This window comes from Acetitomaculum ruminis DSM 5522 (assembly GCF_900112085.1).
Taxonomy (GTDB): Bacteria; Bacillota; Clostridia; order Lachnospirales; family Lachnospiraceae; genus Acetitomaculum; species Acetitomaculum ruminis.
In genome coordinates this window covers 173,950-188,962 of sequence record NZ_FOJY01000006.1, presented here as the reverse complement: position 1 = coordinate 188,962, position 15,013 = coordinate 173,950, and the positions used below count along the sequence as shown (strand labels likewise).

Here is a 15,013-nt window from a genome sequence, read left to right as displayed (position 1 = left end):
ATTTGAATTTAGGAAATCCGTTATTCTTCTTACGAGATTTGCTAAACGTATTACGGAAGGCTGCCTGCAAATCCATCTGCTTGTTAGCAAGAGCAAGACTATCAACTTCTTTAAGATATGGATAATCTTTTTTGTATTTAGCAGGTGTAACAATAGGGAACTTACCAGTCACTTTATAACCTTCAATCTTATCAGCGAGCATAAGATTATAAACCTTACGGCAACAGCCAAAGGTCTTTGCAAACATAATGCTTTGTTCAGTTGTAGGATATATTCTATACTTAATTGCTTTGTTTGCCATCTTTATTACCCTGAGATTGTATGTATTGTTTGATAATATCTACCGTAGCTTTGCCTGTGGTCAACAGACAAAAACTCTGTGACCAGAACATCTCTTTCCATAGAGATTTACGTATCTTAGGAAACTCCTTCTTTATGATACGGCTACTTGCAGACTTATAAGCATTGATAAATTTACTGATTTCAGTGTTTGGTTGCCCTCTAAAAAGAATATGAACATGGTCTATATCATGATTCCATTCTTCCAACGTAACGTTATAGGTAGGAGCAATTTTTACAAACATCTCTTTCAGGCGATTAGAGATATTATCATCAATCACCTTATTACGATATTTTACGCACATGATTAGATGATAATGTAACATGAACACTGAATGATTATTTGTATCTAATTGCATTATATTATAACCTTTCTCACAAATACGGCTGATTTATAATTAGATTATATTGCTATAAGATACAAAAGTCAAGAAAACACCGTGTTTATCGCAATTCATCTCACCACTTGTAGAAGTGGGGGATTTCTTGCTCACGGCGTGTTAAATTTACACACCTCTTTGTCTAGCAACGCTAATTACGCTCGAATTGACTGCTTCCTGTTTTACATAATCTGCCAAATAAGGAACGCAAAACATTACCTTACCACGTTCCGGAGCTGCAATAATACCATGTGCGATCAGAGTTTCTCTTACCTTGCTTAGTTTGTTTTGCGTTGTACCAAGAGCTTTGGCTATATCAGATGTAGCAGTAAGCCTATTACTATCCAAGCACTCGGACATTTTCATCAAATATTTCCTTTCTTGCCCTGAAAACTCATCAAGAAGGGGTTTTAGAGCTCTATGTTGATAAGCAAGCAAAGTATTCTGTTCGGCTTTTTTTAGTTCAACTTCTGAAACAGTATGCCTAGCCTTTGGCTTATTTTCATTTATACATAAGATTAGGTGATATCCTAGAAGCTGCATTATATAAGGATGACCATAGCTGAATTTATTAATTTCATCAAGATATGACTGGTCAATCTGCAACCCCTTGATACCCGAAAACATTTCATTTAGTGCATCAGAGGCTTCGTCCCATGTGAACAGCCCAATCTCTTCATGTACTGAGCGACGAAGATAAGAGCATCCTGTATGCTGCACGATTTTATCATAAGAATATGGAAGACCGGCAGCTGCAAACATTATATCGTATCCTTTTCTTGAGGCCATCTGAAATGCGTTACAAATAGATGATACATCCTCAAGCGAAACCTTTTGGATTTCATCTATTGTTACAAGGAGTCCTTGTTTGTTTTTAGAGCAAAAATCAAGAAGAAGGGGCTGGAGTTTTTCCCGTCCGATGTGTTTTGCCTTTGATATGGAGCCTCCGCTGACCCCGCCTCCGACTCCAAGTATATTTAGATTGGCCTGAGGACTAACCGTCTTTACGACTTCGTCATATCCACATAATTCTGTTATAAATTGCTCCACGGTATCATCTGGACCAAGATCTATTACCTTTCTTTTCTTCATTGCTCGGATGGACATTTGTTCTAGCAATGCTGTTTTTCCAAAACCTCTAGTCCCAGTGATGAACATCAACCTTTCATCACTGCCACGTTCGAACATAGCCAATTCAAAGAGTTCTAGTATTTTATCGCGTCCAAAAAAGACATCTGGCTTACCTCCAAATATAGGGGTAAATGGATTAGAAAACATAATTTATATTCTCCTTTAAAATCATCTTTTTTATCTACATAGTAATGATAATTTATGTTATATCTAAAATTATATATTATATCTGTTAAATCTGTCAATTCTGTCAATTCTGTCAATTCTGTTATTTCTGTTATTTCTGTCTTATCTGTTGCTAATAATAAAATCTGTGATGTAACACGTATTCGTTACGCCCCAATCCGTAAAACATGTAATAACAAGTGCTAGTAATATAACACACGACATCTTTCACACTGCAATAACAAGAGCCAAAGATGAGCTAAAAATCATAAAGCCGGGATTTCCTATCAATCCCGGTTTTCTACACTCCTTCTTATATCTATTCCATTACTTCCCACATGTTACCCATATTCTTAAATCCATCCTCAGGAAGGCAACTTTTACAGGTATGACCTTCCTTATTAATTTCCTTTGAACAGGAATTACAGGATGAACAACCTTTAGAGGAGAATTTTACTTTTTTTATAATTCCCATGTTTTCAAGATACTCCATCTTTCTACTGACATCTTCAATACTTGTATTAAGTTCAATCGCCAAAAGGTTTATGGTTCTGGCACGACCATCTTTTAACAGTTCTAAAAGCTCTTTCACGTAAATGCCCCCTTACCATATCAGCAATCCCACATGCTGTCTAAGTCCAGTAAGAGCATTAAACAAAGTTGACTTACCTGAATTTGGTTGTCCTAAAAGAGCTATTGTCGCACTTTTTGTCATGCTTTCACCTCTTCCTCCGTAATACCGCTGCACTCCTTTCGATTAAGGGCAATCATTGTATCCCTTGTATAAACAAGCAGGGGTCTGTTCTTATCATTTTTTATTACACTAATTTTACATCCAGGTGTCAAACCTATGGATGTTATCCGGCTCATAAATCGTGTATCACCCTGTATGGCTGTAATCACAGCATCTTCATTTTCTCTTACTTCACTTATACTCATAATCTTCTCCCTTCTATAGTTAGATTTCTCTAACCGCAGAACAGCACATATTTATACATCTGTTATACATATTATACTTTATTGATAAATATTCTCCAAGAAAGAGTATTATTAAAAACTTTATGTTAAAGTGGATTTTCTTTTATGTATTCTTCAAGAATTTTTGCTGCATCTCCAATAATCTCTCTACAGGGACGCTTTTTGTAATACTCAGCGCTACGCCCATCAGGAACCGGATCATCATGATGTATACTAAGTCCTAACATCTCCCGACAGATTATTGTTCCATGCTTTTCTTCAAATCTATTGGCAAGTTCCTGTATTCTTTTGTAATGTTGCGCTTTTATCTGACCGGTTTCGGGGCCTGCATAGCCATATAATAAACCTGCTATCATAAACATACCACTGACACTGCCACATACTTCACGAAGTCTTCCCATTCCTCCACCAAAGGATGATGCCATTTTAGAAAGTATCTCCTTATCAACAGGAAGCATATCCTCAAATGCAAGTATTATTGACTGGGAACAGTTATATCCCTTCAAAAAATTATTCATTGCTGCTTCTTTTCTAGTCATGTTACTATCTCCCTTTATAACTAATATAACATTTGAAAATGTTTGTTTATACACAAAAATACAGCACAGACGGATATAATATCTGTGCTGCATCATTAAGGCCTGTGCCAATACTTTTTACTCTAGCTTGAATTTGCCTACCTTTTCTTTAAGTCCATCGCTAATTTCATTGCTCTGAGCTGCGTCCTGGTCAATCTTAGACATATTATCAGACATTTCAACGGTACGCTCTGCAGTTTTGGTAACAGCATCAGCCGCATCTTCTACTGCATGATTAACCGTATCTGTTGAGCTTTTGATATCCTCAATATTACTTACTATCTGGTTGGTTGCATTAGCAAACTTTTCCATCATTTCAGAGATATGCTCTGCAGAATTTTGGTATTCCTCACTCATTTTAACAAGGTCATCTAATCCACTCTTTGTTGTCTCATTAACAAATTTAATCATTTCCTCAGCTTCTGATGATAACTCATTTACTGCCGTTACAACCTCACTTGATACAGTTTTAATCTCAGATGCAGCCGCCTGGGAATTATTTGCAAGATCACCTATCTCAGTTGCTACAACGGCAAATCCTTTTCCGGCTTCTCCTGCACGGGCTGCCTCTATGGAAGCATTAAGGGCAAGAAGATTGGTCTGATTGGATATTGCAATAATATTTCCCGTTAAATCTTCAATACGGGATACTGCTTTTGAACGCTCTATTTTTTCAGAAACTGCCTGCGCCATATGCTCAACCTTTTCTTCTGTATTAACGCGTTGTTTCTCAGCAGACTTGCCTACCTTATCAGCAGATTCCTTCACCTCATGGGCAAAGGAACGACCTGAGTTAATCTCGTCGGATATCTCTGTAAAGGAATTAGATATCTCAGATACAAGTTCATTTATCTCATTTATTGAAGCAGAAGTATTTTGCATAACAGCACTCATATCGGACATTGTCCTTGAAATGGAATTTGCATCACCTCGGGCACCTCGAATATTGTCTGCAATACTGGAAGAAGCACTATCAAGCTTGTTGGAATCTGTGTTGATTGAAAGAAGCATATTCCTTATAAACTCGATGAGCTTATTTACATTGTTACCTATAACCTCAAACTCATCACCACTTCTTAATGATATCTTTCTTGTAAGATCACCCTCACCGGCGGTAAGCTCTATTATCTTATCGTTAAGGGTGATAAACTTACGCTTAAGTGTAAGACTTAAAACAATAAATATAAGTATCGAAAAGATAATGATAATAGCAGCACATACTATGACTATCTCCCAAAGAAGTGTCGTGGTCTGCTGATCTATCCAATCCACGCTGACATCTACACCGACAGCTCCCACAATTTCACCATCTAAATATATAGGGCTGTACGCAGAAATATGCCTCCCCCATTCATCAGTATAAGGCTTATTACTTGAAAGAACTGTACCGGAGAGTGCTGGTTCGGCCTCCTCATTATCATATATATCACCTGTCATGGCAGGATTATCAATAGCAGCATCAATTGCATATTCCATTCCACCGTTAGCAGATTTTCTAAATGTATATATGAACTCCACACCGGTTTTGTCGGAATATTCTAACAGTTTTTCACTCAAATTCTTATAATCTTTGTTTTCTTCGTCCCCTGGCGAAACTGAAGATATTAAATTCCCATCTACCCCCATAGCAACGCTGGATGATATACTCATTGCTTTATCTTTAATTTGAGTAATTAGCATATTTTCAGATTTGCTATAAGTTACATATCCAAGAATCACATCAGCGATTAGAAACATCGCAAAAATAACAAAGATTAATTTATTGGTAATACTGACCTTTCTGACCTTCATACCTGCTATCTCCTTTCAACTTTCGAAATTATACATGTAAAGCGGACATTCGGAATACGCTTCGCTACTTCCTCATGAACGCCCATTATAGTTATTTTTATAACCAATATATTCCCTAAATATAAAATAAGTATTCCCCTATGGTTATCGTCTGAATTACCATGGGGGAATATAGATAAATTGTATTAAATTTTTTTCTTTGTTTTGAATAATACAACCTTTTTTTAATGTGCTTTTTAACTTATTAACTGGTCATAAGCGTTTTGAATCGTAATGGTTCTAATTCCGTTGTTTCTAGCAAAGGTTCTTTTTGATGGAAGTTTCTCTTTCGGCTTTAATTTTCATGATAAAATATCTTTTTTTATTGATTTATAAAGAAAAAAATATAAAGGTTCTTTTGCTTCATCAAAATTATAGGTTATCATTTTTTCTCTCCTAATCTGGAATATAAAATTTGTTTATTTTGATAATTTTAATATATCCAGATTTATTATATGATTTTTCCTATCAAATCACAAGGAGGAAAAATAATGGAAAATACCAGATATGAATTAAATAAAGGCTTGGCAAAAATGCTTAAAGGCGGAGTAATTATGGATGTAACATCAGCTTCTCAGGCAAAAATCGCCCAGGAAGCAGGCGCTTGTGCTGTAATGGCTCTTGAAAGAATCCCGGCGGATATCCGTGCAGCAGGGGGCGTTTCAAGAATGAGCGATCCTAAATTAATAAAAGAAATACAAGAAGCTGTTTCAATTCCCGTAATGGCAAAATGTAGAATCGGACACTTTGTGGAAGCCCAGGTACTTGAGGCTCTTGAGATAGATTATATAGATGAATCAGAAGTACTTTCACCTGCTGATGATATATATCATATTGATAAAACTAAATTTAAAGTACCTTTTGTATGCGGTGCCAGAGATTTAGGAGAAGCTTTAAGAAGAATAAAAGAAGGAGCTTCTATGATTCGTACAAAAGGCGAACCGGGAACAGGAGACGTAGTACAAGCTGTCCGTCATATGAGAAAAATCAATTCCCAGATACGAAAAGTTTCATCTTTATCAAAAGATGAATTATTTGAAGAAGCAAAAGTATTAGGAGTTTCCTTTGAACTATTATCTTATGTTCATAAAAATAAACAACTTCCTGTGGTAAATTTTGCAGCAGGAGGTATTGCTACTCCAAGTGATGCTGCCTTAATGATGCAACTTGGTGCCCAAGGTGTATTTGTAGGTTCCGGAATCTTTAAATCAAAAAACCCTAAAAAAAGAGCCGAAGCCATTGTGCAAGCTGTGACAAATTATACTGATGCAAAACTTATTGCAAAATTGTCCTATGATTTGGGAGAAGCAATGGTTGGAATAAATGAAGATGAAATAAAACTAATCATGGAAGAAAGGGGAATCTAGCATATGAAAATTGGTGTTTTGGCTGTACAAGGAGCTTTTATAGAGCATAAAAATATAATTGAAAAATTAGGTGTAAAATGCGTAGAAATCCGCCAAAAAAAAGATTTTAAAGACATTGACGGATTAATATTACCCGGCGGCGAAAGCACTGTACAAGGAAAACTTTTGCATAAGCTTGATATGTTTAACCTTTTAAAAAAAGAAATAGAAAACGGCCTTCCAACACTTGCAACCTGTGCCGGGCTTATTTTACTAGCAGATAAAATAGAAAATCAAAAAAATAATCATTTGGCAACACTTCCTGTAAAAGTTAAAAGAAATGCTTACGGAAGACAACTGGGAAGCTTTATTACAAAGGCTGATGTGGGACATTTAAATAACTTTCCTCAGGTCTTTATCCGCGCTCCTTATATTACAGATGTTTATTCAAATGTATCTGTATTATCAAAAGTGGATGAAAAAATCGTAGCAGTAAAATATAAAAATCAAATCGGCCTGTCATTTCATCCGGAAATGACTGATGATTATCGTATTCATCAAAAATTATTGGAAATGGCAGGATAAATATCCTTTGAATTAAAAACCCTGCAACATATCAATTTGCTGCAGGGTTAAATTTTTTATGGTCACAAAGGTATAATACTTTGAGATATATTCATGAAGCTTTTTTAGCGTTTTTTATGCCATTTTCCAATTATCAGATTTCATCTGAAGAGAAATCATATGGCTGTAGATTCCTCCTGATTTTCTTAATTTTTCCGGTGAATCTGCTTCTGCCACAATTCCGTCTTTAAGAACAACTATTTTATCTGCACCGGCTACAGTACGCATACGATGAGCAATTATTAATACGGTTTTATCCTGTATCAGCTTGCTTATTGCTTCCTGAATCAATGATTCATTATCCACATCAAGAGATGCAGTAGCTTCATCCATTAATATTATAGGGGCATCCTTAAGAAAGGCTCTGGCAATGGATATTCTTTGTCTTTCACCACCGGATAATTCAGAACCGTTTTCTCCTATGAGAGTATCATAACCTTTTGGAAGTTTGTTAATAAATTCTTCGCAATGAGCAAGTCTTGCTGCAATTTTTACTTCTTCATCGGTGGCTTCTTTTCTTCCTATTCTGATGTTTTCTAAAAGTGTATTGTTAAAAAGTGTTACATCCTGAAATACTATGGAATACATGGATAGTAATTTTTCCGGATCAATTTTTGATATGTCCATTCCTCCTACTTTTATGGAACCTTTATTAACATCCCAAAATCTTGAAGCAAGCCTTGAAACCGTGGTTTTTCCACTTCCGGAAGGTCCTATAAGGGCGGTTACTTCTCCTTGTTTTGCCACAAAATTTACATCTGATAATACGCTATCTCCTTCTTCATAGGAAAATGCTACATTTTTAAATTCAATATCATAGCCTTTATTTGAAAGTTTTTGTGTTCCCTTTTGTTCCGGATGTGAAAGAATTTCATCCATTCTTTCGCACTGGGTATCTGTGGAAATCAGGGCTGAAAAATTTTGTAATGCTATCTGAAGGGGTTCATACATTCTGGAAACCACCATTAAATACATAAAAAATGTAATTACATTTATCTGATTTTTTATTAATAAATCAGAACCTACCAAAGCAACAGTTCCTATACCAAATTTTAATATCATCTGGGCATTACATACAAAGGCAGCATTTAAAAATTCGATAAATATACTGTTTGATTCCACAGCTTTAATCTTTTTATTAAGCCCCGTCATATATTCATCCTGAGCATTATAAGCTTTTAAATCACGAACAGTCTCTAAAGCTTCTTGAATTCCATCAAGACAAGCCACCCTATATTTACTTGCCTTTTTATTTACTGCATGCATAACATTTCTTGATGTAAAAACAATTATAAAAGCTACCGGTAAAACCCATATAGCTGCTATTGCCATTTTTACATTAAAAAAGAACAGGCTTATTACCACTAATGTTGTGGAAATAAAAGCTCCTACCAACTCAGGAAGCCAATGAGAAGAAGCAGTTTCAAGCATAGCACAATCTGACATTATGGTATTTGTCAAGTCAGCTAAATCTTTTTTTCCAAAAAATGACAAGGGGATTTTTCTTAATTTTTCTGCCAGAGAACGCCTTCTAACACCACTTTCAACATAGGTTGAAAAAAATGTTGCATTGTATTGAAAATATTCTGTTATGGCTATAAGAACAATACAAATTGCGCTTCCTGCTATATAAATCGTTTTATGATTTTGTGGCAATTCTTTATTTAAAAGATCTGCCGTCATCATATAAAGCATTCCCACCGGCATCATTTGAGCCATATTTGCCAATGTGCAGGCTACAAATGCCTTTATCATATCTTTTGCCCCCTGGTTTGAAAGGGCATATTTATGCTGTAGTTTTTCAATTATACTCATGCTCCTTTACCTACCTTCCAATTAACAGATTTTTGATATTCATTCCACATATGAGCATAAATGCCCTTTTTTGCCAGCAATATTTCATGTTTTCCGGATTCTACAATTTTTCCATCCTTTAAAACGCAAATTTTATCCATATCCACTACCGTAGAAAGACGATGGGCAATCATTATTACTGTCTTATTTTTTGATAAATTTTCAAAGGCCTGCAAAACCTCATTTTCATTGTCAGGATCCGCAAAGGCTGTAGCCTCATCTAGTATTAAGATAGGGGCATTTTTTAAAAAAGCTCTGGCTATTGATATTCGCTGTGCCTCCCCACCGGAAACATAAGTACCTTTGCTTCCTATTACGGTATTTATTCCCTGAGGAAGTTTTTCAATAATATCCCAGCACATGGCATCTTTAAGGGCTTTTATTACTTCTTCTTTTGTAGCATCAGGTTTTCCCAGTTTTACATTATCAAAAATGGACATTTTTAATAATTTGCTGTCTTGAAAAACATAAGATATGTGCTTCATAAGCTCTTTGGAGGCTATGTCTTTTACATCTGCTCCTCCTATTTTTATGCTTCCTTCTTTCACATCCCAAAATCTTGCTATTAAGGATGCCATGGTGGTTTTTCCACCGCCGGAAGGTCCTACCAGGGCTATATGCTCCCCGGGGTTTATATTAAGTGATATATTATCAATGGCTTTTGATTTTTTTTCATCATAGGAAAAGGAAATATTTTCTATATCTATTCCCCCGTCTTTTGGCAAAACTGGATTTTTTGCTTCTTTTAAAGGCTCCACTTCTAAAAGTAAATTCATTCTCTCCAAAGCATCTAATACCATCATCTGGCTTTCTCCGGCATATGCCACTTTCATAAGTGTAACAGTAAGAATAGGTGTAATAATTATGTAAAATAAAATATTATAAATAAATGTATCTGTTATGCCGTTTTTTGTAAAAATAAAACTGCAGGCTACAAGAGCCGCAAATATTGCATTAGCAGCAGTTACAAAACCCACCATAGGCATTCTTACTTTTAAGGTATAGGCTATTGTCCATTTTTCATATTTATCAATGGAATTTTTAAATCTTTTAAAAGAAAAAACTGACTGCCCAAAAGTTTTTACTATAGGTATTCCTCTGACATATTCAACGGCTTCCGATGACATTTCTTCCAAGGCATTTTGATATTCTTTCATATCATTTTGCATTTTTTCTCCCATCATGCCCCCCATCATAAGAAAAGCCATCAAGGCAGGAATAAGACAAATTAGGCCTATCTTCCAGTCAAAAGCAATCAGCATAAATAATAATCCTATGGGAGTTACATAACTTACCGCTTTATCAGGAAGGCTATGGGCAAGGTATGTTTCTGTGGCAGCACTGGATTCTGATATAACTTTTCTAATTTTTCCACTTCCTTCAGATTCAATATAGCCCATGGGAAGTTTCATTACATGTTCCATCATGACAGTTCTCATATTAGCCTGTACTCTAAATGCCGCAACATGGGAACACATCAATGCCGCAATATAAATAAGCATTGCCAAAAGGCTCATGCCTACAGCATACCAACCATAAGTTACTATATTTGTAGCTTTTGAAAAATCGCCTTTTACACTTACAACTTCTTTTATTATGCACCATATATAATAAAATGGTATCAATGCCATAATCCCGCTAATACCTGCCAGTATCCAGGAAGAAATTGTAAAATACTTATGATTGCCTGCATAATGAAACAGCTGCACCATAGTACTCTTCTTCTTCTTTTTCATATTCTTTTCTCACTCCTATAATATTAGAATTTACAATATGACCCTTTTCTAAATGAAGTACAACCGTTGCACATCTTCTTATTAAATCCGGATCATGTGTTACAATAAATACTGTCTTTTTGCCTCTTAATAATCCTATTAAATTTGCAACCTTTTCCATATTATAAAAATCAAGGCCGCTGGTTGGTTCATCAAATAAAATTATTTCTTTGTCACAAAGCAAGGCACTTGCAACTGCAACTCTTTGTTTTTGTCCTCCCGAAAGACTCATAGGATGCCTTTTTGATAAGGATTTTAGGCCAAGTTTATTAAGGATATTTGTAATCTTTTTTTCGTTCAATTCATCCATCCCCAAGGTAATTTCATCTAAAACTGTTTCACAAAAAAGCTGATGATTTACATCCTGCATAACCATATAAGATTTTTGTAAAAGTTTTTTCCCTTTATATTTTTTCCCTCCAATATGAGCTGTTCCCTTAAATCCTTTCATAAGTCCGCAGATACATTTAGAAAATGTAGATTTTCCCGCTCCATTTGGTCCTACTATGGCTATTACCTCATTACGGGGAATTTCCAATTTATCTATATGAAGAACATCAAAATTTTTATAACTGTAATTAAAATTTTCAAAAGTAATATAATCTTTGTTATTTAAGTCTGACTTTAAAGGTGTCATTGACAAATTTTCATTAACAGATCTTAGGCCATATTCTCTAAGTTTTAAATCCGGTAAATTTTTAAACTTTTTCATTGGCATATCAAATATAATTTCACCGTTATTTAAACAAATTACTCTGTCACAAATATCCTTTAACCAATATAGTCTGTGTTCGGAAACAATAATTGTTTTGCCTTCCTTTTTCCACATTAAAAGTGTCTCTTTTAAATCTTCAATAGCTTCAAGACTAAGATTTGAAGAAGGCTCATCCAAGACACATACCTTTGGACTTAAGGTATCTACTGAGGCACAGGCTATTTTTTGTTTTTCTCCTCCTGACATAGCGAAAATATTTCTGTCCATTAATGAATTTATATTCATAGATGAAACTGTTTTATCTATTCTTTTAAGAATTTCTTCCTCATTTATCCCCATATTTTCAGGTCCAAAGGCCAATTCACTTCTACTGTCTACGCAAAAAAACTGACTTTTAGGATTTTGAAATACCGAACCTACAGTTTTTGCCGTTTCATAAAGCATCCTTTTAGATGTCTCTTCTCCATTTAAATAGACTTTCCCAGACATTTCTCCTTCATAATAATGGGGAATCAATCCGTTAATCATCCTTACCAAAGTAGTTTTTCCACAACCGGATTCTCCACAAATTAAAACTGTTTCCCCTTTTTTTATTTTTAAAGAAACATTATTTAGTGATGCATCCTTTGACCTTGCATATTTAAAATTTACATTTTCAAACTTTATCATTTCACCACATCCATAATCAGTAATATCCAGGGAATCAGACACAAAGCAACGGAAAAATAATCCTGTAGACGAAATCCTATTTTACAGATATTCGTTCTTTTTACTTCGCCTCCAAGCCCTCTTGTAAGTGCTGCCGCCGATAATTCCTCTCCGATATTTACACAACATGTCATAAAAGGAACCATCCTGTACTCAATAATTTTTGAAGCATGTTTTCCCCCAAGACTTATTCCTCTCATTTTCATTGCCCATCCTATAGATTCAGCCTCATCCATTACTGTAGGAAAAAATCTAAACATTACTGACAAAGGAATAATCACCTTGTCGCTTATGTGAAGTTTTTTCATAGCTGCATTAAATTCACTGACTGTTGTTGATTCCATAAGATATCTCCCCATCATAATGCAAGGTAAAAATCTGCTAAGAATACCAAAGGAACCAAGTACAAGATAATATAACAATCCACTCATATTAATCTTATTTGCAAATTCAAGTAATATACTAGATGCAAATAGAAGGATTATTCCAACTAATGCAGTTTTGAATCTTTTGGCTGTTATTAAAAGAAGAAAAGGAACCATGCAAAGTACCGGTGCAAGCATTTCCACTCTTCTTCCCCCGGCGCCTCCAAGGGCAAAGGTTGTTATTGTTATTAGAAATAAAATTTTGGTTCTGGGATCTAAATAAAGACCTCTGTTATTTTTAGCCGGATTATTTGAATCATCCATTAAACAATCCCCGCTTTCTCAAAATGCTTTTTCAAAAAGCTCATTCCAAGTAAAGCTCCAAAAATTCCAAATATAAATGAGCACAATAAAATAATAGGTGCAGTCCAAGGTTTAAATATATCACTAAGTGCCTTTACATATTCACTTCCAAAAGATGTCCTTGTGGCAAAATATCCATTTATATCAAGATATAGAGGAAGAAAACAGCCAAATATTGTAATATTCATAATTCCATGACTTAAAACTGTCTTTTTCTTACTTAAATAGTTGCCGCTTTTTGCAACCAAATCTGCAACACTTCCGCAAACAATTCCGAAAATAAACGGCCAATATCCCATTCCTGTAATCCACAAAAAAGCTCCGATTATTACTGTAATAATAGTTATCATTCCAAATTTTTTTACTTTTGTATAAAAAAGCATCATTGTTATCCCCCCTATCAAAGGGCAAAGGACTGCCAACATAGGCATCATTATCGGGATAAATCCAAGCATTGAAATCGAGGTCATTATCACACAATATATAGCCGCATAAATTCCAATGTTAATTAAATCTTTTCCTCCAAGTTTTTCTTCTGATTTTCTTTGATTAGTTACTCCATCCATATTAAACTCCTTCCTTTAAAAAACGCTTTTAGTTAGTTGTAGCTAACCCTAGTTTATAATTATATTTTTTAGCAGACATTTTTCAATATCCTAATAACATTTTTGTCCTTTTTAACATCTTCTTATGTCCTTAAAGCAAAAAGTTTCTTCTTTTATATTCCATGGGAAGGATTTTGTGATATTTATAGAAAGCTTTTGAAAAACGAGACTGATTCTGAAATCCTACAAGTTCAGCTATTTCCCCTATTGATTTTCCCCCTTTTGAAATAAGTTTTGCCGCTGTTTCCATTCTTATTCCATTTACCAGGTCACTATAACCCTTGCCAAAAACCGCTTTAATATAATTTTTTAAAGAAGTTTCACTTATACCAAATGATAAAGCAAGTTTTGATGCAGGATATCTTACAGATAAATCTTTTGTTATTATCTCCAAGGTCTTTTTAGCTATTTCAACCTGTGAAGGAGTACAAAATGTCCTTCTCTTATCATTTTCAAAGGATATTTTTTCCAAAAGTAATAGTAATTTTATAATATCTATCACCAAAATATCGTAACTATCAGAATTTATAATATCTTCTTTAATATCTTCCAAACATCTTTTAAATCTTTTATCTGCTATAGATATAAATGGTATAGTCCTGTTATTAAATTTTTGTATTATATCAGATATCAAATTATATCCGGGCATAACATTGATGAATTCATTTAGTTCATCTGTGGGATAAATAATTAGCTCTATTCCTTCATAATCAGCAGATGGATAAAAAAATGAAGTCTTATCTTCGTTAGAAAATCCATAATCTATGGCAAATTCATCTCCCACCACAAATGTTGTCACTTTAGAGTTAAGAAGAACTTCACATCTGCCATGAAAGCAATAATTTATCTTTATAGGTACTGTATAAGGATTTTTAAAAACCACTGATTTTGCAAGATTTTCCGGCAGATATCTGGTTCTTATATCAATATATCCCACATAAAGACATTCTTTAATTCCAAGCCATTTCATTTTTCCTTCATTACCAAAATCTATTAAAGAGGTAACATATTTTGTTCTTTCTTTTTCCTTAATCATAAACTTTTCTCCTAAATTTGTTGCAATTGATTGTTGTTAGTTTAGACTAACTATGTAAAATAAAAAAAAATCATACGTAAAGCGGACATTCTTAAACCCGCTTCGCTACTACCTCGTTCACCTTAGCAAACTTGCCTTTAAGTGTCAATAATCCTTTTATACATCTTTTTTCTTTTAAAAATTCAATTAAAGTTAACAATTTTTCTTTAAAGTCCATTTTA

General features: G+C 34.4%; 15 protein-coding genes and 1 pseudogene. 2 read left to right on the top strand and 14 right to left on the bottom strand.

Annotated elements, in window-relative coordinates:
* The 8 genes and pseudogenes from BM153_RS05700 to BM153_RS05665 form a co-directional block, all read right to left on the bottom strand.
* A partial coding sequence (locus BM153_RS05700; protein ID WP_177205587.1) for a helix-turn-helix domain-containing protein occupies positions 1–301 on the bottom strand: 301 nt, incomplete at its 3' end.
* Positions 282–698, bottom strand: coding sequence for an IS200/IS605 family transposase (tnpA, locus tag BM153_RS05695; protein WP_092871626.1), 417 nt, complete (start codon positions 696–698; stop codon positions 282–284). The genes tnpA and BM153_RS05700, both read right to left, overlap by 20 nt.
* Positions 699–845: 147 nt before the next feature.
* Positions 846–1,997 carry an ATP-binding protein gene (locus tag BM153_RS05690; RefSeq protein WP_092871624.1) on the bottom strand — a complete coding sequence of 384 codons (1,152 nt, stop codon included), beginning with the start codon at positions 1,995–1,997 and terminating at the stop codon, positions 846–848.
* A 337-nt stretch (positions 1,998–2,334) separates the two neighbouring features.
* On the bottom strand, positions 2,335–2,607 hold the full coding sequence (locus BM153_RS05685; RefSeq protein WP_092871622.1) for a helix-turn-helix domain-containing protein: 273 nt from the start codon (positions 2,605–2,607) through the stop codon (positions 2,335–2,337).
* Between the two features lie 27 nt (positions 2,608–2,634).
* A pseudogene (locus BM153_RS05680) lies at positions 2,635–2,730 on the bottom strand (FeoB small GTPase domain-containing protein); the annotation flags it as partial.
* On the bottom strand, positions 2,727–2,954 hold the full coding sequence (locus BM153_RS05675; protein WP_092871618.1) for a FeoA family protein: 228 nt from the start codon (positions 2,952–2,954) through the stop codon (positions 2,727–2,729). The gene BM153_RS05675 and the pseudogene BM153_RS05680, both read right to left, overlap by 4 nt.
* Positions 2,955–3,079: 125 nt before the next feature.
* Positions 3,080–3,532, bottom strand: coding sequence for a C-GCAxxG-C-C family protein (locus BM153_RS05670; RefSeq protein ID WP_092871616.1), 453 nt, complete (start codon positions 3,530–3,532; stop codon positions 3,080–3,082).
* 117 nt (positions 3,533–3,649) lie between these two features.
* On the bottom strand, positions 3,650–5,362 hold the full coding sequence (locus tag BM153_RS05665) for a methyl-accepting chemotaxis protein (RefSeq protein ID WP_092871614.1): 1,713 nt from the start codon (positions 5,360–5,362) through the stop codon (positions 3,650–3,652).
* A 530-nt stretch (positions 5,363–5,892) separates the two neighbouring features.
* Between BM153_RS05665 and pdxS the strand changes: the two genes are divergently transcribed.
* Together pdxS and pdxT are read left to right on the top strand one after the other, a co-directional pair.
* Entirely contained in the window at positions 5,893–6,768 is an 876-nt protein-coding gene (gene pdxS, locus BM153_RS05655; protein WP_092871612.1) for a pyridoxal 5'-phosphate synthase lyase subunit PdxS, read from the top strand.
* A gap of 3 nt (positions 6,769–6,771) precedes the next feature.
* The gene (gene pdxT, locus BM153_RS05650; RefSeq protein ID WP_092871610.1) at positions 6,772–7,332 is read left to right on the top strand and encodes a pyridoxal 5'-phosphate synthase glutaminase subunit PdxT; all 561 of its coding nucleotides are present in this window, start codon (positions 6,772–6,774) and stop codon (positions 7,330–7,332) included.
* Between the two features lie 114 nt (positions 7,333–7,446).
* On the opposite strand, the gene BM153_RS05645 is transcribed toward pdxT, so the two are convergent.
* The 6 genes from BM153_RS05645 to BM153_RS05620 form a co-directional block, all read right to left on the bottom strand.
* Positions 7,447–9,180, bottom strand: a complete 1,734-nt coding sequence (locus BM153_RS05645) for an ABC transporter ATP-binding protein (RefSeq protein ID WP_092871638.1) — start codon at positions 9,178–9,180, stop codon at positions 7,447–7,449.
* Between the two features lie 2 nt (positions 9,181–9,182).
* Entirely contained in the window at positions 9,183–10,961 is a 1,779-nt protein-coding gene (locus tag BM153_RS05640) for an ABC transporter ATP-binding protein (protein WP_092871608.1), read from the bottom strand.
* Entirely contained in the window at positions 10,903–12,384 is a 1,482-nt protein-coding gene (locus BM153_RS05635) for an ABC transporter ATP-binding protein (RefSeq protein WP_092871607.1), read from the bottom strand. Before BM153_RS05635 ends, BM153_RS05640 begins: the two co-directional genes overlap by 59 nt.
* Positions 12,381–13,112 (bottom strand): energy-coupling factor transporter transmembrane component T, encoded by a 732-nt coding sequence (locus tag BM153_RS05630; RefSeq protein ID WP_092871605.1) that lies wholly within the window; start codon positions 13,110–13,112, stop codon positions 12,381–12,383. Before BM153_RS05630 ends, BM153_RS05635 begins: the two co-directional genes overlap by 4 nt.
* Positions 13,112–13,717: an MptD family putative ECF transporter S component gene (locus BM153_RS05625; protein ID WP_092871603.1), complete on the bottom strand. Its 606-nt coding sequence runs from the start codon at positions 13,715–13,717 to the stop codon at positions 13,112–13,114. Before BM153_RS05625 ends, BM153_RS05630 begins: the two co-directional genes overlap by 1 nt.
* 130 nt (positions 13,718–13,847) lie before the next feature.
* Positions 13,848–14,792, bottom strand: a complete 945-nt coding sequence (locus tag BM153_RS05620; RefSeq protein WP_092871601.1) for a helix-turn-helix domain-containing protein — start codon at positions 14,790–14,792, stop codon at positions 13,848–13,850.
* Positions 14,793–15,013 lie beyond the last annotated feature (221 nt).

What these genes read in the sequence shown, in the direction of transcription:
- BM153_RS05640 (WP_092871608.1), bottom strand. Translation starts at nt 10,961, where the DNA reads ATGAAAAAGAAGAAGAAGAGTACTATGGTGCAGCTGTTTCATTATGCA.
- BM153_RS05670 (WP_092871616.1), bottom strand. Translation starts at nt 3,532, where the DNA reads ATGACTAGAAAAGAAGCAGCAATGAATAATTTTTTGAAGGGATATAAC.
- BM153_RS05675 (WP_092871618.1), bottom strand. Translation starts at nt 2,954, where the DNA reads ATGAGTATAAGTGAAGTAAGAGAAAATGAAGATGCTGTGATTACAGCC.
- BM153_RS05630 (WP_092871605.1), bottom strand. Translation starts at nt 13,112, where the DNA reads ATGGATGATTCAAATAATCCGGCTAAAAATAACAGAGGTCTTTATTTA.
- tnpA (WP_092871626.1), bottom strand. Translation starts at nt 698, where the DNA reads ATGCAATTAGATACAAATAATCATTCAGTGTTCATGTTACATTATCAT.
- BM153_RS05620 (WP_092871601.1), bottom strand. Translation starts at nt 14,792, where the DNA reads ATGATTAAGGAAAAAGAAAGAACAAAATATGTTACCTCTTTAATAGAT.
- BM153_RS05635 (WP_092871607.1), bottom strand. Translation starts at nt 12,384, where the DNA reads ATGATAAAGTTTGAAAATGTAAATTTTAAATATGCAAGGTCAAAGGAT.
- pdxT (WP_092871610.1), top strand. Translation starts at nt 6,772, where the DNA reads ATGAAAATTGGTGTTTTGGCTGTACAAGGAGCTTTTATAGAGCATAAA.
- BM153_RS05665 (WP_092871614.1), bottom strand. Translation starts at nt 5,362, where the DNA reads ATGAAGGTCAGAAAGGTCAGTATTACCAATAAATTAATCTTTGTTATT.
- BM153_RS05690 (WP_092871624.1), bottom strand. Translation starts at nt 1,997, where the DNA reads ATGTTTTCTAATCCATTTACCCCTATATTTGGAGGTAAGCCAGATGTC.
- BM153_RS05625 (WP_092871603.1), bottom strand. Translation starts at nt 13,717, where the DNA reads ATGGATGGAGTAACTAATCAAAGAAAATCAGAAGAAAAACTTGGAGGA.
- pdxS (WP_092871612.1), top strand. Translation starts at nt 5,893, where the DNA reads ATGGAAAATACCAGATATGAATTAAATAAAGGCTTGGCAAAAATGCTT.